The sequence below is a fragment of the Ruegeria sp. E5 genome, from assembly GCF_056534105.1.
This window is the reverse complement of record NZ_JBQFPA010000009.1, coordinates 1-22,053: the sequence shown is the minus strand read 5'-3', so window position 1 is coordinate 22,053 and position 22,053 is coordinate 1. Positions and strand designations below refer to the sequence as shown.

The 22,053-nt window shown below is 53.0% G+C and carries 22 protein-coding genes and 1 pseudogene; 12 read left to right on the top strand and 11 right to left on the bottom strand.

Features of this window, described 5'->3' with window-relative positions; genetic code table 11:
* Window positions 1-22 precede the first annotated feature (22 nt).
* Window positions 23-197, top strand: a pseudogene (locus ACR0BI_RS21655) (IS3 family transposase); the annotation flags it as partial.
* Between the two features lie 183 nt (window positions 198-380).
* Here the strand turns inward: ACR0BI_RS21655 and rfbA are convergent.
* The 5 genes from rfbA to ACR0BI_RS21630 all read right to left on the bottom strand — a co-directional run bounded on the left by rfbA (window position 381) and on the right by ACR0BI_RS21630 (window position 4,789).
* Window positions 381-1,250 carry a glucose-1-phosphate thymidylyltransferase RfbA gene (rfbA, locus tag ACR0BI_RS21650; RefSeq protein WP_170399805.1) on the bottom strand — a complete coding sequence of 290 codons (870 nt, stop codon included), beginning with the start codon at window positions 1,248-1,250 and terminating at the stop codon, window positions 381-383.
* On the bottom strand, window positions 1,251-2,129 hold the full coding sequence (gene rfbD / locus ACR0BI_RS21645) for a dTDP-4-dehydrorhamnose reductase (RefSeq protein WP_170399792.1): 879 nt from the start codon (window positions 2,127-2,129) through the stop codon (window positions 1,251-1,253).
* A complete protein-coding gene (rfbB, locus tag ACR0BI_RS21640; protein WP_480563010.1) occupies window positions 2,126-3,166 on the bottom strand; it encodes a dTDP-glucose 4,6-dehydratase in 1,041 nt (346 codons plus the stop codon). Before rfbB ends, rfbD begins: the two co-directional genes overlap by 4 nt.
* On the bottom strand, window positions 3,163-3,732 hold the full coding sequence (gene rfbC / locus ACR0BI_RS21635; protein ID WP_170399786.1) for a dTDP-4-dehydrorhamnose 3,5-epimerase: 570 nt from the start codon (window positions 3,730-3,732) through the stop codon (window positions 3,163-3,165). Before rfbC ends, rfbB begins: the two co-directional genes overlap by 4 nt.
* A gap of 211 nt (window positions 3,733-3,943) precedes the next feature.
* Window positions 3,944-4,789 (bottom strand): WecB/TagA/CpsF family glycosyltransferase, encoded by an 846-nt coding sequence (locus ACR0BI_RS21630; protein WP_480747685.1) that lies wholly within the window; start codon window positions 4,787-4,789, stop codon window positions 3,944-3,946.
* A gap of 113 nt (window positions 4,790-4,902) precedes the next feature.
* On the opposite strand from ACR0BI_RS21630, the gene ACR0BI_RS21625 reads away from it, so the two are divergent.
* From ACR0BI_RS21625 to galE, 3 genes are all read left to right on the top strand, one after another.
* Complete coding sequence (locus ACR0BI_RS21625) at window positions 4,903-5,073, top strand: integrase core domain-containing protein (RefSeq protein ID WP_170399783.1); 171 nt, start codon at window positions 4,903-4,905, stop codon at window positions 5,071-5,073.
* Between the two features lie 168 nt (window positions 5,074-5,241).
* Window positions 5,242-6,015, top strand: a complete 774-nt coding sequence (locus ACR0BI_RS21620) for a 4'-phosphopantetheinyl transferase superfamily protein (protein WP_170399780.1) — start codon at window positions 5,242-5,244, stop codon at window positions 6,013-6,015.
* A 318-nt stretch (window positions 6,016-6,333) separates the two neighbouring features.
* On the top strand, window positions 6,334-7,347 hold the full coding sequence (gene galE / locus ACR0BI_RS21615; RefSeq protein ID WP_170399778.1) for a UDP-glucose 4-epimerase GalE: 1,014 nt from the start codon (window positions 6,334-6,336) through the stop codon (window positions 7,345-7,347).
* Here galE and ACR0BI_RS21610 read toward each other — a convergent pair.
* From ACR0BI_RS21610 to ACR0BI_RS21600, 3 genes are all read right to left on the bottom strand, one after another.
* Window positions 7,344-7,514 carry a hypothetical protein gene (locus ACR0BI_RS21610; RefSeq protein WP_370644484.1) on the bottom strand — a complete coding sequence of 57 codons (171 nt, stop codon included), beginning with the start codon at window positions 7,512-7,514 and terminating at the stop codon, window positions 7,344-7,346. The genes galE and ACR0BI_RS21610 overlap by 4 nt on opposite strands.
* Before the next feature lie 80 nt (window positions 7,515-7,594).
* Window positions 7,595-8,851 (bottom strand): hypothetical protein, encoded by a 1,257-nt coding sequence (locus ACR0BI_RS21605; RefSeq protein ID WP_170399773.1) that lies wholly within the window; start codon window positions 8,849-8,851, stop codon window positions 7,595-7,597.
* A 176-nt stretch (window positions 8,852-9,027) separates the two neighbouring features.
* Window positions 9,028-9,624, bottom strand: a complete 597-nt coding sequence (locus ACR0BI_RS21600; protein ID WP_170399770.1) for a polysaccharide biosynthesis/export family protein — start codon at window positions 9,622-9,624, stop codon at window positions 9,028-9,030.
* A 365-nt stretch (window positions 9,625-9,989) separates the two neighbouring features.
* Here ACR0BI_RS21600 and ACR0BI_RS21595 point away from each other — a divergent pair, with 365 nt between their 5' ends.
* On the top strand, window positions 9,990-11,048 hold the full coding sequence (locus tag ACR0BI_RS21595; protein WP_170598669.1) for a tyrosine-type recombinase/integrase: 1,059 nt from the start codon (window positions 9,990-9,992) through the stop codon (window positions 11,046-11,048).
* Between the two features lie 200 nt (window positions 11,049-11,248).
* Here ACR0BI_RS21595 and ACR0BI_RS21590 read toward each other — a convergent pair whose 3' ends face one another.
* Complete coding sequence (locus ACR0BI_RS21590) at window positions 11,249-11,773, bottom strand: isopropylmalate isomerase (protein ID WP_255612277.1); 525 nt, start codon at window positions 11,771-11,773, stop codon at window positions 11,249-11,251.
* A 183-nt stretch (window positions 11,774-11,956) separates the two neighbouring features.
* On the bottom strand, window positions 11,957-12,973 hold the full coding sequence (locus ACR0BI_RS21585) for a replication initiator protein A (RefSeq protein WP_223118730.1): 1,017 nt from the start codon (window positions 12,971-12,973) through the stop codon (window positions 11,957-11,959).
* Between the two features lie 466 nt (window positions 12,974-13,439).
* On the opposite strand from ACR0BI_RS21585, the gene ACR0BI_RS21580 reads away from it, so the two are divergent.
* From ACR0BI_RS21580 to ACR0BI_RS21555, 6 genes are all read left to right on the top strand, one after another.
* Window positions 13,440-14,825: an AAA family ATPase gene (locus ACR0BI_RS21580; protein WP_170399758.1), complete on the top strand. Its 1,386-nt coding sequence runs from the start codon at window positions 13,440-13,442 to the stop codon at window positions 14,823-14,825.
* Window positions 14,826-14,844: 19 nt separating this feature from the next.
* Window positions 14,845-15,828: a ParB/RepB/Spo0J family partition protein gene (locus ACR0BI_RS21575; RefSeq protein WP_480563011.1), complete on the top strand. Its 984-nt coding sequence runs from the start codon at window positions 14,845-14,847 to the stop codon at window positions 15,826-15,828.
* A gap of 421 nt (window positions 15,829-16,249) precedes the next feature.
* A complete protein-coding gene (rffA, locus tag ACR0BI_RS21570; RefSeq protein ID WP_170567826.1) occupies window positions 16,250-17,392 on the top strand; it encodes a dTDP-4-amino-4,6-dideoxygalactose transaminase in 1,143 nt (380 codons plus the stop codon).
* Window positions 17,389-18,381 (top strand): glycosyltransferase family 2 protein, encoded by a 993-nt coding sequence (locus ACR0BI_RS21565; protein WP_170399752.1) that lies wholly within the window; start codon window positions 17,389-17,391, stop codon window positions 18,379-18,381. Before rffA ends, ACR0BI_RS21565 begins: the two co-directional genes overlap by 4 nt.
* Window positions 18,374-18,760 carry a GtrA family protein gene (locus ACR0BI_RS21560; RefSeq protein ID WP_170598660.1) on the top strand — a complete coding sequence of 129 codons (387 nt, stop codon included), beginning with the start codon at window positions 18,374-18,376 and terminating at the stop codon, window positions 18,758-18,760. Before ACR0BI_RS21565 ends, ACR0BI_RS21560 begins: the two co-directional genes overlap by 8 nt.
* Window positions 18,741-19,610: an acyltransferase gene (locus ACR0BI_RS21555; RefSeq protein WP_170399746.1), complete on the top strand. Its 870-nt coding sequence runs from the start codon at window positions 18,741-18,743 to the stop codon at window positions 19,608-19,610. Before ACR0BI_RS21560 ends, ACR0BI_RS21555 begins: the two co-directional genes overlap by 20 nt.
* Here ACR0BI_RS21555 and ACR0BI_RS21550 read toward each other — a convergent pair.
* Window positions 19,603-21,105 (bottom strand): glycosyltransferase family protein, encoded by a 1,503-nt coding sequence (locus ACR0BI_RS21550; RefSeq protein ID WP_170598656.1) that lies wholly within the window; start codon window positions 21,103-21,105, stop codon window positions 19,603-19,605. The genes ACR0BI_RS21555 and ACR0BI_RS21550 overlap by 8 nt on opposite strands.
* Window positions 21,106-21,868: 763 nt before the next feature.
* Here ACR0BI_RS21550 and ACR0BI_RS21545 point away from each other — a divergent pair.
* A partial coding sequence (locus ACR0BI_RS21545) for a hypothetical protein (RefSeq protein WP_480459937.1) occupies window positions 21,869-22,053 on the top strand: 185 nt, incomplete at its 3' end.

Here is a 22,053-nt window from a genome sequence, read left to right as displayed (position 1 = left end):
TCGTAACCGCCAAGGAGTGGAGATGAGAAAGCAACCCGGAACCAAGCTGAGCCACGGTGAGGAGGTCTTAAAGGACATTCGCCGTGCGACCCGCAAACAGTATTCCGCAGAAGAAAAGATCAGGCCGTTCCGGATGGCCGGAAGGGTGAGGATAGCATGCCGAGTTCTGCCGCTGTGAAAGCATTGCACAGAGCCTCTAATACAGCTGGTCCAAAGAGCTCCTGGAGGCGAACACTGCAATACAGACAACCCGTAAACGGCAATCACTAACATGCTGTGTTCATAGAGTGAATCCCCAAGTTTGTGCAACAAAGCCATAGATTTTGTAAACGTGTTAAACGAGAACAACAATTTAAACCAATCGAGATACTTCACATATATCAACTCAGAAGTAGTTTAAGATACTTACCATAAGTAGACTTAGTGAATAGCCGGGACCGTTCTTCAAGCGCTTCATCATCAATCCAGCCGTTAGCCCAGGCGATCTCATCCAGGCTGCCGGTCTGCATCCCTTGCCGGTCTGTAAGTGTGCGCACGAAGTTTCCCGCATCCAGCAGCGACCCATGTGTACCGGTATCCAACCAGGCAAAGCCACGGCCCATGGTCTGAACATTCAGCAAGCCTTCGTTCAGATACATCTCCAGCAGGGACGTGATTTCCAGCTCGCCCCGCTCGGACGGTTGGACCTGACGGGCACGGGCAGGGGCATCGCCGTCAAGGAAATAGAGCCCGGTCACCGCGTAGTTTGAGGGTGGTACTTTCGGCTTCTCGATGATGCCGCGTACTTTCTGACCCTCGAAATCAACCACACCATAACGTTCGGGGTCGGCAACGCGATAGGCGAACACAGATCCACCACGCTCTTGTAGATCTGCTTCGCGCAGCAAATCCGGCAGGCCGTGGCCGAAGAAGATATTGTCACCCAGGATCATCGCGGACGGGGCACCTGCAAGGAAATCCTCTGCCAAAGTATAAGCCTGCGCCAGACCGTCAGGCGAAGGCTGAGTGATCCAGGTAAGCGACAGGCCGTACTGACTGCCGTCACCCAACAGACGCTGAAACTGATCCTGATCCTGTGGTGTTGTGATGATCGCGATCTCGCGGATCTGCGACAGCATGAGCACGCTCAGCGGGTAGAAGATCATCGGCTTGTCATAGATCGGCAGCAACTGTTTTGAGACCGCCATTGTGATCGGATACAGCCGAGTACCCGAACCGCCAGCCAGAATGATACCTTTGCGTTGCATGATCTATCCTTTCAAGGCAGGGCTATCTGCAACCTTCAGATCGGCCAGCACCTGCGCCAATCCGGCTTTCCAGTCAGGCCGCCCAAGCCCGTAAATGTCATTGAGCCGCGAACACTCCAGCCGTGAATTCAACGGTCTGGGGGCCGGGGTCGAGTAATCTGTTGTCGGAATATCGGTGATCTGGGTTGCCAGCCCCGCCTGCGAGACAATTTCGCGCGCGAAACCGGCCCAGCTGACATCGGGTGTCCCGGAATAGTGAAACAGCCCGCCTTCGGCCTGCCGTCCGGTTTTGGCTATGGCCAGCAGCGTCTTGGCAATATCAGCTGCCGGTGTCGGCCCCCCGATCTGATCCGCCACGATGGTCAGCGTGTCACGGGTCTCGGCCAGCCTCAGGATGGTTTTGACAAAGTTGTGTCCGTGGGCCGAAAACACCCAACTTGTCCTTAGGATCGCATACCACCCACCCGCTTGGGAAATCTGGTGTTCTCCCACCAGCTTGGTCTGGCCATAAGAACCCAAAGGGTCTGTCGGGTCCTGCGTGGTGCGGGGCATATCTCCCGCCCCGTCAAACACATAGTCGGTTGAGATGTGTAGGAAGGGCAAATCACGCTCTGCTGCGGCGCGCGCCATAGCCCCCGGTGTATCCCCGTTGATCACCCGGGCTAGCTGGGGCTCATCCTCGGCCTTGTCGACCGCCGTGTAAGCTGCGGCGTTTATGATCACATCCGCATCCGTGCTTCGGATAGCGTCAACACAGCTCTGCGGATCAGACAGGTCCGCTTGGGAGCGGTCCAGCGCCTCGACCGAGATGCCGTGCGTCGGCGCGCGTCGGCGCAGTTCCGTAGCAACCTGCCCGCTATGGCCGAAGACCAGTGCCTTCATTCGGCCACCCCGAGCCGCTCTCCCACGCCGCTGCGGTTCTGCAGAGCAGCCAGCCATGCGCCGTTGTCCAGATACCACTGAACCGTCTGTTCCAACCCGGTTTCAGGTGTGTAAGAGGGGCCCCAGTTCAACTCGTTCCGAATACGGGCTGGGTCGATGGCATAGCGACGATCATGACCGGGGCGGTCAGTGACAAAGGTGATCAGATCGGCGTAGGGCGTTTTGCCCGGCTTCAACCGATCGAGTATCGCGCAGAGCATTTTGACCAAATCGAGATTGGTCATCTCGTTCTCACCGCCAATATTGTAGCTGCGGCCCAGCTCACCTTTTTCCAGCACCAACAGCAGTGCCTCAGCATGGTCTTCGACATGCAGCCAGTCGCGGATGTTGTCCCCTGCCCCATAGATCGGGATGGGTTTGCCAGCCAGCGCGTTCAGGATCACCACCGGGATGAGTTTTTCCGGAAACTGATAGGGGCCGTAATTGTTCGAGCAATTGGTCAGAACCACCGGCAGGCCATAGGTTTCGCGCCAGGCCCGGACAAGGTGGTCGGACCCGGCCTTCGAGGCCGAATAAGGCGAATTGGGCTGATAGGGGCTGTCTTCGGTGAAAAACCCGGTCTTGCCCAAAGATCCGAACACTTCATCGGTCGAGATATGATGAAAGCGGAAGCTCTGGGGCTTGCCGGCACCGATCCAATAGGCGCGCGCGGCTTCCAACAGGACATAGGTGCCGGTGATGTTGGTGTCGATAAAGGCCGCAGGACCATCGATCGAGCGGTCGACATGGCTTTCGGCGGCCAGATGCATGATTACATCCGGCTGGTGCCTGTTCAAGATCGCCGCCATCGCCCCCGCATCCCGGATGTCAGCCTGCTCGAATGCGTATTCAGGCACATCCGCAACGGAGGCGATATTCTCCAGACAGGCCGCATAGGTCAAAGCATCGATATTGACGACCGCATGGCCTTCAGCAATTGCGCGGCGGATGACAGCAGAGCCAATAAAACCGGCACCGCCCGTGACCATAATTTTCATTCACCATCCTCAATCACAAACGGAGTATCTATATTTCGCAAAAATGGAGCTGCTTTATCTTTATCTGACAATTGCGGTTCGGCTAGGTCCAGCGGCCAATTAATTCCAATATCGGGATCATCCCACCGAATGGCGCCTTCTGTTTCCGGAGCGTAGGTGTCGGAGCATTTATAGATGATCTCGGTCTCCGGCTCTAATGTCATGAAGCCATGAGCAAACCCGGCGGGCACCAGCAACATTCGACCGTTTTCAAAACTGAGTTCTGCGCCGACCCAATCGCCGAAGGTGGGAGAACCTTTGCGGATGTCTACGGCGACGTCAAAAAAGCGTCCGCGCCCACAGCGAACCAGCTTGGCCTGCGCTCTTGGAGGCGCTTGGAAATGCAGGCCACGTATTGTGCCAACAGCACCGGAAAGCGAGTGGTTATCCTGAACGAAGACCGTATCGATGCCCGCATCGGTAAAACTGTTCACGTTGTAGGTTTCTTCGAAGAACCCGCGATGATCACCAAACCGTCTGGGCGTGATCAGGATCACCTCTGGGATTGCAAGAGGTACCAATTTCATCGTCACAAATGTCTTATTCCACTATGTGGCATTGTCACACTCATAGGTCATGTCATAGCTGTTCGTGCATGTCCACTGAGGTTATCCCCGAGAGACACAGGAGATAGTGTTCGATGCGCACGACAAGGCGTTCGCTTTCTTCGGTGGGCCCTGTGCGTGGAGCATTTACGATAGTCCGGGGCGGTCGCCGAAATGCCAGATGGATCGCTTGTCAATTCTGTCTCCCAATCCGTCGCGCCTCGCGCACCAACCCCGGTAAAATCAGAATACATTGCCAATAGCGCCCAGCTAGGCGCTTTGGGTTCCTCAGCATACGCCATACCCATTCTAGCGCCAGTGTCCTTACCCATTTGGGTGCACGAGTCTGGCTACCCGCGATGAAATCAAGCCCAGCACCGATTGAGACAAATCCGCAGCCAGGAGCATGCCTGCGCCCTTCAATCGCCAATTGTTCCTGCTTGGGCGCCCCCAAAGCCAGAAAGCACAGTTGCGCTCCGGACTGTCGTATTGCTTCAAGATAGGAAACAGCCTTCACCCCCTGGGGATCAAACCCAAAAGGGGGCGCAATCTGTTCAACCACACGCAATCCTGGGTATTGGATAGTCAATCTCTGTGCCGCCCGATCAAGTGTTTCAGGTGTGGCTCCCAAAAACGCCACAGGTACATTATCGCGAGCGGCCATTTCGGCCAGAGGCTCTATCAACTCGGATCCCGGCATCAGATCAACCTCCCGCCCCGCCATCCGCGAGAGCCACACGATCGGGTTTCCATCTGCTACAATATGACTATGCGCTTTATAAGATTGGAAGAAGTCAGGGTTGCCACGCATCTTCACAATGTGGTCGAGGTTCAATGTCGCCAGTGCAAACCCCTGACTTCTTTGCCAGTGCTCCTGGATGCTTTTGAACAATCCAGCCCGATCAGGGAAGTTTACAAGATCCAGAACTTTGGCTGTATGCTGGATATCTGTCTCACTCATTGCCGCATCACTCATACAGGCTGCCAGTGACTGAAATAGGAACTTGGTCTCTTCCTTGATGCGTGAGTGTCCTTTCATTGTCCATAGTACTTTGCAAAAGCATCTGGCTCTTTTCGAACCGTTTGGGCAAATTCTTTCGGCTTCAGTTCAGATCTTGCTTTGTCTAGAATCTTGAACACAGATCCGGGTGTTTGATCCCAGGGTTTGATGATGCGATCCGTTCGTTGGAAGAGAAGGAAGCCCGCGAGAAGATCACAGCCTGGAAGGAGGACTATAACCAATACGGACCCCACTCATCCCTCGGCAATCTCACGCCGCAGGAATTTGCAACGAAATCGAGACTGGAAACCAAGGCCGCATAAGGTCAGGAATCAAACGACGGATTCTCCTAAACGCTGGAGGGAAGTTGGGTCTTAGGTCATGATCTTTACCGACAAATGTTTATTAGAGCGTTCACTTTCTCCATGGCGGACCTTTTATGAATCGGGAAGCTCAAAAATGCACAATTCAATAGGTTCATTGGAAAGCTAATGGCACCCATTCTTGGAAGTGAGGGAATTCCCGGTGATCTGGCGGAATTGTCTGGTTCATTCCTCGCAGGCATTAGTAGTTACCCAATCATGCGCGCGCGTATGACATTGCTTCAATGCTGCTATGATGTCGACCGTTTTGAAGATGCTCACTATAAAACCTTGGGTGTGCGCTTTCCCGAACAGTTCAAATACGCGGTTAAAAGTCGCCGCGCAGAGTATCTTGCAGGGCGAGTTCTTGCACATGTCGGATTGTCGAGTCTTGGTATCAAGAACGTCCACATTCCGTCAGGCCGCAACCGGGAGCCGATCTGGCCTAAAAGTGCAATTGGTTCAATTACTCATTCTTATGGTCGTTGCGCAACCATACTCTCAAACAACTCGAGGGATCGCGTAGGGGTAGATATTGAACGTATAGTTGACGGTGAAACGCTCGCTGCAGTCCAAGAAGTATGCCTTTCATGCAAGGAACGAAAGCTACTGAACACACAAACTGGTTATTCGCGCCTCGAGCTGGCTACATTGATGTTTTCGGCAAAAGAAACACTTTTCAAGATGCTCTACCCGTCAGTTCGTTGCCACTTTGGTTATGAGACTGCGATGGTAAGAGAAATTCCTACAAGCGACACCATAAGTCTTTACCTAACGGAGAATCTTCGAGGCGGTTTTCGTTCAGGCTCAACCTTCGAAATACGCTTTAGTTTCCATTGTAATTTTGTGCTCACTTGGGCGACGCTAGGTGAGCCAAACCCCCAGCCGCGCTCTATTGGCTGAGAAACGACGAAACCCATCCCGACCAGCGGGGGGCATCAACTGCTCCTACCCATAGCAGACCGACCGACAACCACGATTGATCAGGCTGAAGCAATCCTCTGAGGTACAAAAGAGATTAAAAACCAGTCAATCGAGAAACCCGCATGCTGCGTCAAGGGAATGCGGCGCGGATTGAAACAGCGTCGCCCCTGATCCCACGATGCCGGCCATCCGCTCGTGCTCCAAATCATTTGATGGCTAACACGATTGCGTTGGTATAGGGTCTCCTTTGGCTGAAAGACCGTGCAACGATAACAAGGCGACAAGGAATTAGGCGGTATGCGTGTACTGTTGACCGGCGGTGCCGGATACATTGGAAGCCATACGCTATTAAAACTGCTGCAAGATGGCATTGACGTGCTGGCGCTGGATAACTTCTCCAACAGCTCGCCTGAAGTGTTGCGCCGGGTCCAGAAACTAACCAACTCGAGCTTTGTAACTCACGTTGGCGATTATCGCGCCCCAGATGTGCTTGATGAGGTCTTTGAGAAATTTCGCCCCGACGCGGTCATTCACTTTGCGGGATTAAAAGCGGTTGGTGAGTCCAACGAAAAACCACTGACCTATTACGCGCAGAATGTTTCGGGCAGCATAAACCTGCTGGACTGCATGCAGCGGCACGGTTGCCAGAATATCGTCTTCTCATCTTCTGCCACGGTTTATGGCGAGGCGCAGTATCTTCCGTATGACGAAGATCACCCACTAAACCCCACCAACCCGTACGGTCGCACAAAATACTTTATCGAAGAGATTATCCGCGATTGGATTGCTTCACGACCGCACGCGAGTGCCGTCCTCTTGCGGTATTTTAACCCGGTTGGGGCGGATGAGTCTGGCGATATTGGAGAGGATCCGCGCGCGATCCCAAATAATCTGTTGCCCTACATCTCTCAGGTGGCAGTCGGCAGACTCAAAGAGCTCAGCATTTTTGGCAACAATTATGAAACTCGGGATGGCACGGGCGAGCGTGATTATATCCATATTGATGATCTAGCGGCAGCCCATCTTGCCGCCGTCAAATACGCTCACGAGAACCATGGATGCGAAGCCATTAATGTCGGTACCGGAACAGGAATCACTGTATTGGAAATGGTGAAAGCGTTCGAGAAGGCATCAGGCAGAGAAATCCCATTCAAAATCGCGGAAAGGCGCCAAGGCGATGTAGCACGTAGTTTTGCCGAAGTGTCCAAAGCACAAAGGTTACTTGATTGGACCGCTAAGCGTGACTTAACTGATATATGTAGAACAGCATGGAACTGGCAATCTAAAAACCCGTCGGGCTTTGAGCATTAATCACTACCTTGGGTTTTGATGTTACCTGAGAAGCAATGAGCAAATTGCCGTACCTTTCCCACACCTAGCGAACACCCCGATGGGTCCGGGGAATTTTCAGGTGGGTGTCCCGCGTTTTCAGGCACTTCCCATGCAACCTCCAGAAACTGGCGGTGCTGTGAAGCCATGATGGTGACTTCTTTGGAGGAAAGACCGAAGAACTCGACATCAAACTCTTCAAACCGACCCAAGGAGCATCAGCAACGTGTTAGGGCCGCCAGGCGAACTCTCTACCAATTGAAAAAAATGCTAAAGGGCTTGTCGCGCGGCCGAGGCCGTCTTCGTCTCGTATACGGTAGTTAAGGCCGGCATTTAAGACCCACTCGGACTCAAGCTCATAACTATAAACAGCATTCAAATCTGTCCGCTCAACGCGTGGGTCAACGATAGTATCATCGGTAAGGACTTGGGTTGCGGAAAACCCGAGACGGGAAGAGGGGCCAAGACCCAGAATATAGACGATGTCTAAGATGTACTCATCGCGAAACACGTCATCATCTGTAATAACAACATCCCGGTCAAAAAAGACACGGATTTCGTTTTCTCCGAAAACTTGAGCGTAGCTTAACGACCCGATGGGCTCAGTCTTTCCATCATTTGTATGCGCAACGCCAAGGCTTGCCAAAAAGTCCCCGCCGAGGACTTCTCTGCTACGACCAACCCTCAACCTATTGAGGCGCCCGGCTGTAGCGAGCTCAGTTTCCAAATCGAATGTTGCCGTACCGTTTGGCATATCATGTTCGATACCGAAACTGCCAATCGGGCCAGTGGTAAGCGCATCACCCTCTATGTCGCGCCGATCATCAATGTCGGTATACCCAAAGGCAAAATTGACGCGAGTTCTTGACGTGAGTTCGTGGAGTAGTCCAAGCGTTATGTCTTTGGTAGTCCGATGCCGTTGATCCGGATCATCTTCTTCAAATCGCTCCGCGCTGACATCTACGGTAGCCGTGGTTATTGGAGATAAGGCAAAGCTGACTCCCGCTCCTGCACTGATGGTACTGTTATCAGAAAGCGTTGGGCTTGTTTGATCAGTATATCTGAGTTCCTGGGCATCTACGCGGAAATAGTATCCAATCAAGTCCCGGCGACCAAAGTCCATTTGGAAGGCCAGGTTGTATTCATTGCGCGTTCCGTCGCCGGTCAGGTCAGGGAAATCGGACGGTATGCGTAGTACACCATCGTCATCGAGGAAAGTTCGCAGCGATCGCGAAAATCCGATATCGTAGCTTGAGAAATCGGCACCAAAATCTAAGCCAGCGTTGGCCCCATCACGAATGTAATCAAAATTGAAAATTGAATCGCCAATATCGAATTCATTACCTCTATTTGGCAAATCAGACCAACGCAGGGCGGTGACGGCATCCAAACTCAGGCTTTGGATTGGGGTTTCGCTGGACAGCCCGAATGACAAGATTGTCGAAGAAATCGTTCCATGGCCCTCTTCGGGGACATCAAGTGTCAAGTTTTCTCCGGATTCTATACGTTGAGCGAGGCCTAGCGTCATTTGGGGGCCACCGGGATCTAGGTCTACACCTTGAGCTCTGGCACGATTATCTGAGTTTACGACAAAACACACAGCGCCACACAACGCCGTCTGTACAAATAGCCTTTGTTTCACTGCCCCGCCCCTTTTCGGGGTTATTCGAACAAGCGCCGTTCTGGAATTACGATCACATCTCCATCGGCTAGCTTTGTCGACGCCCCTGTTCCTGTGCCATCCAGCATCGCATCATAGTTAAACTGGTACACGGTTTCTTTACCTGATTTGTCTGTACGGCGCAGCATTATCCGTTTTGTGGCGGCAAATCTAGAAAATCCACCCATCTCGCCGAAGAATTGCAGAAGTGTTGTACCACTTTCCGGTGTATGTCGCCCTGGTGATCCGGCTTCGCCTATCACAAAAACATCAATTGTTCTGCGAAATGGCTCTCGCGGCTCATTGAGTGAACCGAGCGACACAAAAACATTCGGCTGAGAGGCGAAGTTAGGAGCCAGTAGCTGCGCCAGTTCATTGCTAACCTGTTCAACGCTTCGACCTGAAGCACGCAGCGTACCCGCTAGCGGTATGTTGATCCGACCATCCGGAGGTACTAGGACTTCACGGTTCAGACTTTCATCTTCCAGCACTTCAATAAGCAGCGTATCACCTGATTGAATGCGATAACCCTGCGCCATGGCTGGTAATGCCATAGCCCCGATCACGATTGAAGCGAGCAGCACGACAATAGATTTCATATTCAGACTCTTCCATTTTGCCTTGAGCTCTTCTCGGCGATCTGCCGAATACTCAGTGACCTTTTACCGTTTCATTTTGGCCTTCTTTTGCTGGGAATTCCACGGTTTCTTCCAAATCGCATGAAATTTGTCTTTCTTTGACGTGGTTTGGTAACGATAAAAGACTTTTGAAATTTTTGCTGCTCATCAACCAATACTACCCCCGTGCTAATCTGATAAAAATAGGATAAATGTCAGCTTAGCGCGCATTATTCTAACCTTATGCTTATTATTAGGTATGTACTATAATTCATCAATCATATCCGATAAGTATCCCTTATCAGGAGTAATTGATCTTGCCGCGAAAACCGCGCAGAATGGACCACATGAAGCCCCCTGCCCCATATCTCCCGGCCGCCTCCCCTGCCCTGTCTCAAGCCGATCAAGAGGCGCTGACGGACCTCTATGTCCGCGGCACGCCTGCCAATACGCTGCGGGCTTATGAGCGCGACCTGCTCTATGTCACCGCCTGGAAGTCAGCGCGCTTCAGCACGGCGCTGGATTGGCCTGAGAGTGAGGCCACAGCCCTGGCTTTCATTCTCGATCATGCCCGCGATCTTGGCGATGCGCCCAAAGGCGACATCGCCCGGCAGGCGGCGGAAGGACTGATTGCGCAAGGACTGCGCAGATCGCTGGCCTGCCCTGCCCCGTCGACACTGGACCGGCGCATCGCCTCCTGGCTGGCCTTTCACCGGATGAAGAACCTTGCCTCACCGTTCGATGCGCCGCAGGTCAAGCAGGCCCGCGCCAAAGCGCGTCGTGCCGCTGCGCGCGCCCCAGCCCCGAAATCCGCCCATCCGATCACCCGCGATGTGCTAGAGCAGATGCTGACCACCTGCCGCGGCTCCCGCCGCGACTGTCGCGACCGGGCGATCCTGATGCTGGGCTGGGCCTCGGGCGGCCGGCGCCGGTCTGAGATCACCGGGTTGCGCCGCGAAGATGTGTCGCTGAAAGAGTTTGAGAAATCAGGCGTGGTCTGGGTTTCCCTGATGGAAACCAAGACCACGAGCAAGGGCGAGACGCCCCGGTTGGTGCTGAAGGGCCGCGCCGCACAGGCGCTGGTGTATTGGGTCGAGGTTGGACAGATCGAGGATGGCCCCCTGTTCCGCCCGATCTCGAAAGCGGACCGGGTGCTGAAGCGCCGCCTGACCCCGGATGCGATTGCGCAGATCGTCAAGCACCGGCTGAAACTGGCCGGGCTACCGGACGACTTCGCCTCACCCCACGGGCTACGCTCGGGCTTTCTGACCCAGGCCGCGCTCGACGGCGCCCCGATCCAGGCTGCCATGCGCCTGTCGCTGCACCGCTCTCTCGCGCAGGCACAGAAATACTACGATGACGTTGACATCGTTGAAAACCCAGCGGCGGATTTGTTGGGATATTAAAGTTTCAGCGGAGAATCCGGCGATGTCATCAAGGTTTCTGCGGCTAGTGAAAGATAAGTTCACAGGATTGGTTAAGTATCGAAGCCTTAAATTTGAAGTAATAAAGTTCTACCGTATTTTTGATTGCGGCGCTTTGTTACTCATTATGGCTGCTTTTTCGCCCTGCCCCATTTCTCTTGAAAATGTCCAGTAATCTTGCCTTATCGGACTCGATCAGAATTCCACCGAGGATGCAGAAGACCTGCGATCAGGATCAATACAAGACCGGACAGTTCCAGAACCCAGTTTGCCCGGATGGAATAAATCTCCATACCGATCAGCGTATCGACATGGTGAAAACCAGCCGCGCGGATTAAGATAAAGGCCAATACAACACATAGCCCCAAAAGCGCGAGCCATGTTCGTCTCAGACTTCTTCCCAACAACAGCGCCGCCGCCCAACCAATGATCAGGCAGCAGATCCCAACAGCTCCAATGAAGGCCAACTGCACCGGACGACGGTTCTCATACCAACCCTGCTCGATCGCAAGACAGCGTGCGGAAGCGGTTAGAAAAGATTGCAGGTCTAATTGCTTATTGAGCGCGAGCAGAGACAAAAGCACGGCCAATAACACCCAGAACGCTCTTTCCCGGCCCGCCAGAGCCGCAGGAAAATCCCCAACTAACGCAGTACGCAAGCTTACAACCGCCGCGACAACATAGGCAACCACTGTGAGCCAGCCCATGAGACTCGGGTCTCCAATCGTCGGCGACCAGCTTTCAAACGCACATTCCAGCATAACGCCCTTCCAAGCTCAGTCCTGTTGCCCTTTATTCCACATCTCTAAAACACAACCCTTTTCGCATGCGAAACACTAGCGCAAGCGGTTCCGAAAAATAGGGGAATTCCGAGACACCTGACCGGAAAATCACATCTCGGCAGCGCGTTTCTTTACCCACCCAAGAAAGGCAGCGTCCGCGCTTTTGAGGCGAGGTTGGCCGGAGGCGTGCCACATGGCGCGCCAGTCGGCCTCCAGCGCATAGACATCCCAGCCAGGTATCAAGCGACGGGCGGTCTCGAAAGTCTCCGGGGCAAGCGCAGCCCCTGCTCCTGCGGCCTCCTCAATCACGGCCATCGGGCGCACGCAGATCATATCCCCCGGCTCCTCGGTGAGCGTGTAATCCGGCAACCGGCCATCACGAATGATCTCGCGCACCATGGCACGGAACACTCTGCGCGGAGAGGCCGAGCCCGACTTCTTGCAGAGCACCTCTATCGAAACCCGCCATTCCGGCTGACGTCCGCAATGCTTGCGTGCCAGCTCGTAAAGACGGCGCTCCAACGGGCGGCGCAGTCGGAAATACTCTCTATTCAAGGTCAAAACCGACTTCGCCAGTACGGCACGATAGAGCCAGTCAGACAGTGTGACCGCCACGCTGACCATACGGCCGCCGCGGGTACGCCGCACAATTTCCCAGCGTTCGATCAGACCGAACCCAGTGGTGACTTCGAGCGGATCATCCTTGGGACCCGTGGCGATATTGGTGGTGATGCGTGTGCCTGCCAAGCGCTCAAAGGCATCGCGCAGCCGTCGGTAGCCATCCCCGGAGGTTTCCCGCCCCGTCGCCAGCAGCAGGTCATGAGCGGTCAGCGTGAGTGTACGCGCCGTCGGTTTGCCTGCATTGAGCGCGGCCACCAACTGCGAGATACAAAAGATCAGGATATCTGCATCAAAGATCGTAGCGCGCCCTTTGACGGATGGCGTGACCACAACCTCCACATCATTGTGCCGGTATTCGAGTATGCGCCGATCTGGACGCGTCGAGAGGGAAAAGAGCGGATGCTCCATCGAAGCGAGATCATGTTTGGGCACCGCTGCAAAAAAATCGCAAACGAAAAAGTCCTCAGGTCCCGCCCCGCCGCCGGTCGCAATACCTGCATTCATCAGAAGGCTCCGATCCGCAATGCGGTCGGTAGAAAATATGTCATGGCTCTGCTCGATCCCACCGCGCTTGTCCCGATCAGGCTGCCCGGCTTTCGGTGTTTCATTAACACCCGACCCTAGGGGAGGGGTTCGATTCTGTCCACAGGGCCACTGTTCAGATCGTGGCTTCAGAGTCGCTCAAACGTGGGATCAGAATCACTCTATCGTGGCTTCAGAGTCACTCGAAGACAAAGAGGTATCTAAAATATATTCAATATCAATATGTTACCGAAGACATAGATATTTCGTAACTATATAATAACTAAAAATTAACAAGCTTAAGGGACCAAACCAGCAAATCACCAAACCTTTTCACATTAAGGCAAATCTCTGAAATTACTTAGAAAGAGTCGGAAGGGGCATATGTTTTCTTGCATGTACCATGATTTTTGATATTCTGGAAAAAACGTGATACATGGAGAGGCTTATGAGCAGAGCAGACCTCCCGCCCTATTTCAACATCTCTCCCGATGCAGCTTTGTCATCATTGCAAAATTCTGTGTCTACTCAAGACTTCAGAGAGATTGCGGAAGCCTGTCTAAAGGGGCGCACAGATCTTGCAAGCCGAGGGCTGGATGCAACAGGGGCCAAGAACTTGCGCCTGTTCTCCACGTGGGAAATCACCAAATATCTGATCCCCGTAGCTCCCGCTCATTTCCGTCGTGTGTTGCGCACTCATCCTGACTTGCCACAGGGGCGCTCTGAGACAGAGGGTGGCGCGAAGTGGTTTACCTTTGATGAGGTCTTGCGGTTGCGGGCGCATTTTGGTGCGGAAGGATCTAAGGCCAAAGAATATCTGCCTTATCGTCCGGAGAGCCTGCCCGCCAAGATTGCGGCCGTGGCCAATTTCAAAGGCGGGGTTGGCAAGACTTCAACGGCAGCGCATCTCGCAATGTCTGCCGCGCTCGACGGCTACAAGGTGCTGGTGATTGATCTCGACAGCCAGGGGTCGATGACGTCAATTCTTAACGGACAAGTTGAAGACGAATGGCAGACGGTCTTCCCACTGATCGCGCGGCATTATGCGATGCATTTGCGCAGCGAAAACCAGCGGCGGCTGGACCGAGGCGAAGCTCCCCTGCCACTTGATGAAACACTGACAGAAGCACTGGACATCAGCTCGGTGGATCTCATCCGCCCCACCCATTGGCCCAACATTGATCTGATCGGTGCGCAGTTGAACCTCTACTGGTCCGAATTCCAAATCCCCGTCTGGCGTCTTGCCGCTCGCAGCTGGAAGCTTTGGGATGCTCTCACCGAGGCGCTGGAAGCCGATGGCGTGCTGGATCAGTATGATCTCATCGTGCTCGATACGCCCCCCGCCCTTGGCTATCTGACAATTAACGGCCTGGCGGCAGCGGATATCCTGATCGTGCCCACCGGCGCCTCCTTCGTGGAGTTTGACAGCACGGGGCGGTTTTTTGACATGATGCACTCTGCTTTTGAGTCCATTGAAGAAGGTGAAAACATGGCCGCACGGGCGCTTGGGCGTGCCGAGCTAAGATTTGAGTGGGATGCGGTGCAGACTGTGATCACCCGTTACGATGCCTCGCAACAGGCCGAGATGGCAGGGCTCATGCAGGCCTATCTCGGGCGGCGCCTGTCTCCCTTCCGGCAAGATTACACTGCTCTGATTGGTCAGACGGGCGAGCAGGTGCATGGTATCTATGAGGCTGATTACCGCGACTTTAACCGCGACACCTATGCCCGCGGACGGGCAACCTTCGATGAGACCTATGCCGCATTCAAGCAACTTCTCATCGGAGCATGGCGCCGTGATGAACTGGCGCAGGCGACATCGGCGGCTGAGTAACCAGACAGGGAGACAGAGCATGGCCAAACGCAGACGATTGGAACCGGCCAACCCTGAGAATGTGTCTCCGGCACAGGAGATCAGGACCCATGGAGCGGCCCTTGGCGCACCCGGACGTGCGCCGATCGCCCATGTGACGCGCGAGGCCGCAGGGCAGGGTGCTTTTGAAGAGGTTGCTGAGGCAATGCGCGCTGCCCGCGAAGAGGGGCGCTTGATCCAGTCTCTGCCAGTGGATGACATCAAGGTGGATCATCTGCTGCGCGACCGGATCGTGTTGGACCCTGATGAAATGGAGGCCCTTCAGGCCAGCCTGGCGGCGCGTGGGCAGCAAACACCCATTGAAGTCGTGGCGCTGCCGGATGGCGGATATGGCCTGATCTCGGGTCTGCGCCGGCTGGAAGCGCTAAAAGCTCTAAAGCAGGGCTCTGTGCTGGCGCTGATCCGGGCTCCAGAGAGCGCCGATGCCGCTTATGTCGCGATGGTCGAAGAAAACGAGATCCGCGCCAACCTGTCGTTCTACGAACGCGCCCGTGTGGCCTCGGAGGCCGCACGCATCGGCGTCTATGCTTCAGGGGAAGCTGCCGTCCAAGGACTCTTTGCCCATGCCAGCGCGTCTAAGCGGTCCAAAATCCTTGCGTTCATGCGTCTGCACAACGCTCTGGGCACACATCTGCGCTTCCCGGCGGCCATCCCCGAGAAACTCGGACTCGCCCTGGTCAAAACCATCGAAACAACGCCAGAGTTCGGAAAACGCCTCACTGACAGTTTGCGCAAGACACCGGCCGTGGACTCGATATCCGAACGCCGCGCGCTGGAACGCGCGCTGGCGAAAGTGTCAAACGGGCAGGGCGTGCGCTCTGCGCAAACTAAAACGCGCGGTGAAGAAGTTGCCAAAGGGGTTTACCTGGAAGCCAAACGAGGGCGGATCGTGTTGCAAGGGCAGGGGCTGGACGCTGGACTGGTGGAAGATCTGCGTAAGTGGCTCGCTAAACGGCGTGCCTAACACATTTTCGGAAAATGCGTGGTGCGCACCAACACTAGAGGAGCATTTGAGACGTTTCAGCCCAAAGGGTCTCGAAGTGCTTATGTTTCCACAGCTCAGCATACAATTTCCCTTATTTACAGTCTGATAGAACGTTCGCTTTCGCATGCGAAAAAAGAATCTAGCTCCAATCGAGATCCTTGTATCTGAAGTGTGTTCGTCGACAACATGAAGGCAGCCCTAAGCAATGCCGAGAATGGCTTCGTCGAAATTTCCACATCAATACAATGTTGTCGGAATTTAGTGCCTAGCCATGAGCTACGAAAAACAAGGTTTGGATGGACGAGCTATCAACGGTAAACAGAGGCCAATGCAAAAGACATTCACTTTGCGTAGTATTATAATAAAGTTACTATCTGAAAACAATTTTTAGAAGATAAAGATGAACGAAATAGATGTCCCATTCAACAAACCGAGTCTTGTTGGAAATGAAATAAAATATGTCCGGGATGCCGTGCGACGGGGGCAATTGGCTGGTGACGGAACATACACTGAGCGCTGTTGTAATTTGCTCAAGGCGCAGTTGGGTGCGCCAAGTGTACTACTAACACATTCTTGTACGGCTGCACTTGAAATGGCGGCGATGCTTTGTGATTTGGCGCCAGGAGATGAGGTCATAATGCCCTCTTTCACCTTTGTCTCAACAGCCAATGCGGTTGTCCTGCGCGGTGCCACGCCTGTTTTTGTAGATATTGATGTGTCGACCCTCTGCATGGCCCCCGATGCAGTTGAAGCGGCAATCACAGAGAAGACGCGGGCTATCTTTGCAGTGCATTATGCTGGGTTTCCGGCGGACATAGAGCGTCTCGTTATGTTAGCAAAGGCTCATGATCTGTTTTTGGTTGAAGATGCTGCCCAAGCGCTTGGGTCAACCTATAATGGTCAGCAAGCAGGGACTTTCGGTGACGCTGCCACCTTCAGTTTTCATGAGACCAAGAACGTCATCAGTGGCGAAGGAGGTGCGTTGGTTATCAATCGTCCAGACTGGGTGGAGCGTGCCGAGATTATCCGAGAAAAGGGGACCAACCGGTCGCAGTTCTTTCGCGGTGCTGTCGACAAATATACTTGGGTGGATGTTGGGTCTTCCTATCTGCCGGGAGAATTAATAGCGGCCTTTTTGCTCGCGCAAATAGAAACGCAGGACGCCATCCGAACGCGGCGATTATCGGTCTTTGACACTTATTTCGAGGCATTTGAGGCGCAGGTGGCGCAAAGACAGATCAGATTGCCCGATACGCCTCTAAATTGCGAAGGCAACGGGCATATGTTTTATCTTTTGATGGACTCGCTGAACACGCGGACTGAGTTCATCAATTTTATGAGGCAGAATGGCGTGATCACGCCTTTTCACTACGTGCCACTGCACAGCTCGCCAGGGGGACAGAAATTTGGCCGTACATCAGGTGACTTACGTGTTACCAATATGATCTCGGACACTTTGGTTCGTTTGCCGATGTTCTTTGACCTTGGAAGCGACGTAGAGACGGTGATTGAGGTCGCGAATAGGGCGCTCGAAAATACATGACGAACAGCATTCAAACAGCCCATGATGCGTCGGCGACGTTGATCAGTGTCATCTCTCCAATATATGGATGCCGTAGCACGCTGACAGAGCTTGCCAAGCGCGTAGAGATGGCTTTCCAAGATGAATGTCTTGATTGGGAACTTGTGCTCGTTGATGATCGCGGCCCAGATCAACCTTGGCCGGTGATAGAAGAGCTGTCTGCAAAAGATCCTCGTATCCGAGGTATCAGGTTGGCGCGCAATCATGGACAACACCTCGCGATCTGGGCGGGGCTGGAAGCTGCGCGCGGTGATTTCATCGTTGTGATTGACTGCGATTTGCAGGATGATCCCAGTGTTATCCCAGAGCTTTATCGTCTTGTGCAGCAAGATGATGTGGAAGCCGTTATTGTGGATCGGGGCACATGGTCGGACTCAAAGCTCCGGCGGATGGCATCAAACTCTTTCTATGCGCTCGTAAAGTGGCTCGCCGGGGTCAAGATCGACAATATCGGCAACTTCGGTATCTACAGCCGCCGTATGGTCAACACATTATTGCTGTTTACCGAGCAAGAGATTTTCTTGCCCATTATGGTGAGCCTCACAGGGTACCCAACGACAAAACATCAAGTCGACCGGGGTACCCGCCATGAGGGTTCCAGTTCTTATAATTTTCTCCGGCTTTTGCGCCTAGCTGTTGCGATTGTGATCCGGTTCTCTGACCGCCCTCTGAAACTGAGTGTGCTGTTGGGCGGTGCCCTAAGCGGAATGTCTGCGTTGATTTCCTTTGTCTTGCTTATGATGTGGCTGGCGGGAAGCTTCACAGTCCAGGGTTGGACCAGTACCATCTTGTCAATCTGGTTCTTATCAGGGCTGATCTTGGCCACTCTGGGAATACATGGGTTTTATCTGGGTCGTGTTTTCCGAGAGGTGCAAGGGCGCCCTCGCATCTTGATCCAGGAGACCACGGATCTTGAAGAGACTGCACTGTCTCGTGCGCGGGATGTGTGACACTGTGATCCCAAGGAGCCTTTACCGATACGGTCTTGTGGGAATAGGCTCAAATCTGGTGGTATATTGTGTTTTCGTTGTCTTGATCTGGGGCGCAGTTCCGCCCGTTTGGGCCGCTGCAATATGCTACGTATTTGGTTTGGGCATAAGCTATTTGGCCAATCGACGCTGGTCCTTTGAAAGTACCGCAGGCCACCGATCTGATTTGGTCCGTTTTCTTCTGGCCTATGGTGTTGGGTTTGTCGCTACGCTTGGATTTATCTTTGTATTGACACAGTTTCTAAGGCCCGAGGTTGCTCAGTTTCTCAACATTGGCCTAACGGCTGCAGTGATTTATAGTTGTTTAAGGCTCTTTGGGTTTGGCAAAGCAAAGTTCTAAAACTATTTCCAAGGCTGCCACGCCAGTTAACTTACAGGTGCGGGAAACAAAAAAGATCATGCTCTATACACAGAAAAACGCAGAGACACAGATCGATATTGGTAAGCAGACACGAATTGGGGAGAATGTCACTTTCGGCCCGAGCTGCAAAACCATCTCAATTGGATTTGGCTGTTTCCTGGGCCGTGATTTATACATCGATGTCGAGCACCTAACTATTGGGGATTACACAACTATCCACCATGGAGGTATCATCCATGGTATCGAAACCAGTATAGGCCACAATTGCTGGTTCGGTCATTATTGTATCATCGACTCTTTGGGTGGTCTCACGCGAATTGGGAACAACGTGGGGGCTGGGGCGCACTCGCAACTTTGGAGCCATATGAAATTTGGCGATATGCTAGCAGGTTGTCGATGGAATTCATCTGGTTCGCTTATATTGGAAGATGATGTTTGGCTCGTCGGACATTCAATTACGGGGCCCATTAAAGCTGCTAAACGCTCAATGCTGATGACCGGTAGTGTTGCTGTCAAAGATCTGGAAGAAAACCATATCTATTCCGGTTCCCCTGCCAAAGATATAACTGCCCATTTAGGACTGCAATTTGATGATCCTGATTTGGAGCAGAGGCAAAAGAATTTCGCTTCTCTTAAAGCGCAATACGCTAAAGAGACGGGCCTCAGTGTCGAGGCTTTCCTGGATGTTTCAAGTTTTGATCCGGTTACCGCAAACGTGACGCAGTTTAACTTGATGGAGAGAACTTACCGTCCTCGCTATACACAGGATGAGTACGGCTTCATGCGCTTCCTGCTCTATGATCGTGCAAAATTTGTACCAGTTAATTAGAGCCTTTTGCGCAATTGGTAAGCGCAAGCCTTTGGTGTGCATATACCTCCCAATAATTAGAAATGGTGCACACAGTGAATTTATCTGTCATTTTTGATCTGAGGATTGAGGTGGCTCCGAATGCTTCGCCACGTGCAAGAAGAATAATGTCGATATCGTCGCTCAACGCGCGATCTGGGCCGAGCTCCGGCGCGCTAGCACGTTGCCACAGCGGGTAACCGGCAACGGGCTTGGCCAGAAGTGCGTGTTCAAAAGTAATGCCAGAATCTGCAACGACACCCCATTGAGATGGCTCACCTAATGCGCGCAAAGCGGTGATGCCGTCCGCAAGCATTTCATATTGGGTAGGACCGCTCGATTCCCCTTGCTGCTCCGGTACACTCAAATACCGCGCATAGGGTCCATGTTCGATCAGGCGTTCCGATTTTCGCGAATATCCCTCCGCCGCAGCGCCAAGCATATTCGCCACATGTGGCGTGGCAAAAGCCAGGATGAGGATGACCGAGATATATCGAATAACGGGTTCGTGTTCGGCAGAGTGTTTCCGGGCGAGTTCCGCGCATCCAATGCACAAAGCGATCAAAGTAGGCAGGGCCAACTGGCCGAGAGATCCATTGCCGCCCATGGTTGCGGTCATGCCGACGACTGTCCCTGCAAGAATAATAGCTGATGCGACTGGCACTCGTATTGTTGCGTCTTTGACACAAAGGGCAACGGCAAACAAAGTCGCGCAAAGGGCAACCGGTTGGTAAAGTGGGATTTGTACACTTTTCCTTATGAGCCCCATAATGCCGTTGCTCTCGCCCACATGAGCGAGGGCATAATCCAATGAGCCAAAGAAGCGCTGAAGGTTGGGGTCAAACACAAGTACAAACAGCCCCAATCCAATTAGCGCACCGCCTGCTGCAAACCAACGCCGCATGATCAACAGCGCAATGAAAAGACCGGGCAGAACGAGCACAAACGTGGATTTCGTCAAGCAGACAGCGCCCACCAACATGCCAGAAACACCGCCCCCAAACACCTCACGGCGTTTACGATCGTTTTTGAAGATTACAAACAACGTCACAACAAACATCGCAGCTTGCGCAAAACGATTATAAAAAAACGAATGCGTTGAGATTACCCGGATAACCTGGTCATTAAACTCCAGTGGATATCGTGTCAGCAATAGCGTGAGAATGACTAATGCCACGCCAGAGAATCCAAGTGGCGACATATGAGTTCTCGAAAACAGAAATGCACATGCGATGAGTGCGCAACCTAAGAAAATACTATGTAGGTAAAACACTGAAGCATGAGTCCCGAACACATACATTGTCCAGCTAAGTGTTTCGGATATGAAGCCGCCGTAAAAGTGGCCAAAGTCAATAACGGGCCGAAGCCCTTCTAAAATACGCCAGGCCGCTCCAAGTATGAAAAACGTGTCAGCAAAGTGGTCTGTGTCATAAAATATCCCGACGAAAAATGAGAATACAGCGATCAGAGAGATCAAAAGAATGAGTGAGCAATTTATGACAAGAAGAAAACGGTCGAAAGAGCACCTAAATTTTGAAGTCACTTTTTAAGCCTTTGATTTTCGTTTGTATTTGTAACGTAGAGAGTGCAGCTTGTTAATCTTGTCCTGTGACCTAAAGTAGGCTGAGGAGCAAAGTCCACAGAAGGGCTTTTGGGTCTGGCCGCTACCTTTTGATTAGTTCCGCAGGAGTGATCCATTTAGATTTCTGATACGTGACCGGGATCAAGTTCACTCCGTTTCGGGGTAAGACTTCATGGGATCTTTCAGGTTTGATTCAATTGGACCGTAAATTCACCGGGCGTCAAGTTTCCGGCGCAATGGCCTTTCCAGTCACTGCTCCGTGCCCGGCATCACGCCTTGGTGGACCCGAGCCTAAACCCACTTGGCGAACGAGCCCCGACTCCCGTCCTAGGCGGCTGTTAAATGCCTGCAGATATCCGCTGATCAGCAGAATGCTGCCGACCGAAGCCCAGAACGCTTGGTCAGTAAAGAATGTCTGAATCCGACGTGCTAGGGAGAATCTCAATACCACTCACAAAGTTGGGCGCCGCCTCCGGGGCCTTTCGCAAAAAAAACACAAACAAGGCCCGAAAATGACCAACTGGTTGTAAACAAAAACCATGTTGCCAATAGGATTGTAATGAGTTCAGAACCCACAGTTCTCACTTCTTTAATTGTGACGCCTTTACGCAACTAGGAATCGTGCCACTCACTCTGACCTAGTCATTGGATCACCTATATGCCTGCATCTCAAAATCCTTCGTCTTCGCGTCTGGCAGCCTTGGAAGGCTTCCGCATGGCCTTCTTCGCGCTTGATTTCATGCCCAAGAGTTTGTCGCAGATTGATTTTTCTGCTGCAGCGGATGAAACGACGCTCACCAATGCACTGAACTACGATGGGAGCACTCAGATCTGGGAGGGCGG

Excerpts from the sequence above, each read along its gene's own strand:
- rfbD (WP_170399792.1), bottom strand. The coding sequence starts at position 2,129 with ATGAAGGCACTGGTCTTCGGCCATAGCGGGCAGGTTGCTACGGAACTG.
- rfbB (WP_480563010.1), bottom strand. The coding sequence starts at position 3,166 with ATGAAAATTATGGTCACGGGCGGTGCCGGTTTTATTGGCTCTGCTGTC.
- rfbC (WP_170399786.1), bottom strand. The coding sequence starts at position 3,732 with ATGAAATTGGTACCTCTTGCAATCCCAGAGGTGATCCTGATCACGCCC.
- ACR0BI_RS21630 (WP_480747685.1), bottom strand. The coding sequence starts at position 4,789 with ATGAAAGGACACTCACGCATCAAGGAAGAGACCAAGTTCCTATTTCAG.
- ACR0BI_RS21620 (WP_170399780.1), top strand. The coding sequence starts at position 5,242 with ATGGCACCCATTCTTGGAAGTGAGGGAATTCCCGGTGATCTGGCGGAA.
- galE (WP_170399778.1), top strand. The coding sequence starts at position 6,334 with ATGCGTGTACTGTTGACCGGCGGTGCCGGATACATTGGAAGCCATACG.
- ACR0BI_RS21610 (WP_370644484.1), bottom strand. The coding sequence starts at position 7,514 with ATGGCTTCACAGCACCGCCAGTTTCTGGAGGTTGCATGGGAAGTGCCT.
- ACR0BI_RS21600 (WP_170399770.1), bottom strand. The coding sequence starts at position 9,624 with ATGAAATCTATTGTCGTGCTGCTCGCTTCAATCGTGATCGGGGCTATG.
- ACR0BI_RS21595 (WP_170598669.1), top strand. The coding sequence starts at position 9,990 with ATGAAGCCCCCTGCCCCATATCTCCCGGCCGCCTCCCCTGCCCTGTCT.
- ACR0BI_RS21590 (WP_255612277.1), bottom strand. The coding sequence starts at position 11,773 with ATGGGCTGGCTCACAGTGGTTGCCTATGTTGTCGCGGCGGTTGTAAGC.
- ACR0BI_RS21585 (WP_223118730.1), bottom strand. The coding sequence starts at position 12,973 with ATGAATGCAGGTATTGCGACCGGCGGCGGGGCGGGACCTGAGGACTTT.
- ACR0BI_RS21580 (WP_170399758.1), top strand. The coding sequence starts at position 13,440 with ATGAGCAGAGCAGACCTCCCGCCCTATTTCAACATCTCTCCCGATGCA.
- ACR0BI_RS21575 (WP_480563011.1), top strand. The coding sequence starts at position 14,845 with ATGGCCAAACGCAGACGATTGGAACCGGCCAACCCTGAGAATGTGTCT.
- rffA (WP_170567826.1), top strand. The coding sequence starts at position 16,250 with ATGAACGAAATAGATGTCCCATTCAACAAACCGAGTCTTGTTGGAAAT.
- ACR0BI_RS21565 (WP_170399752.1), top strand. The coding sequence starts at position 17,389 with ATGACGAACAGCATTCAAACAGCCCATGATGCGTCGGCGACGTTGATC.
- ACR0BI_RS21560 (WP_170598660.1), top strand. The coding sequence starts at position 18,374 with ATGTGTGACACTGTGATCCCAAGGAGCCTTTACCGATACGGTCTTGTG.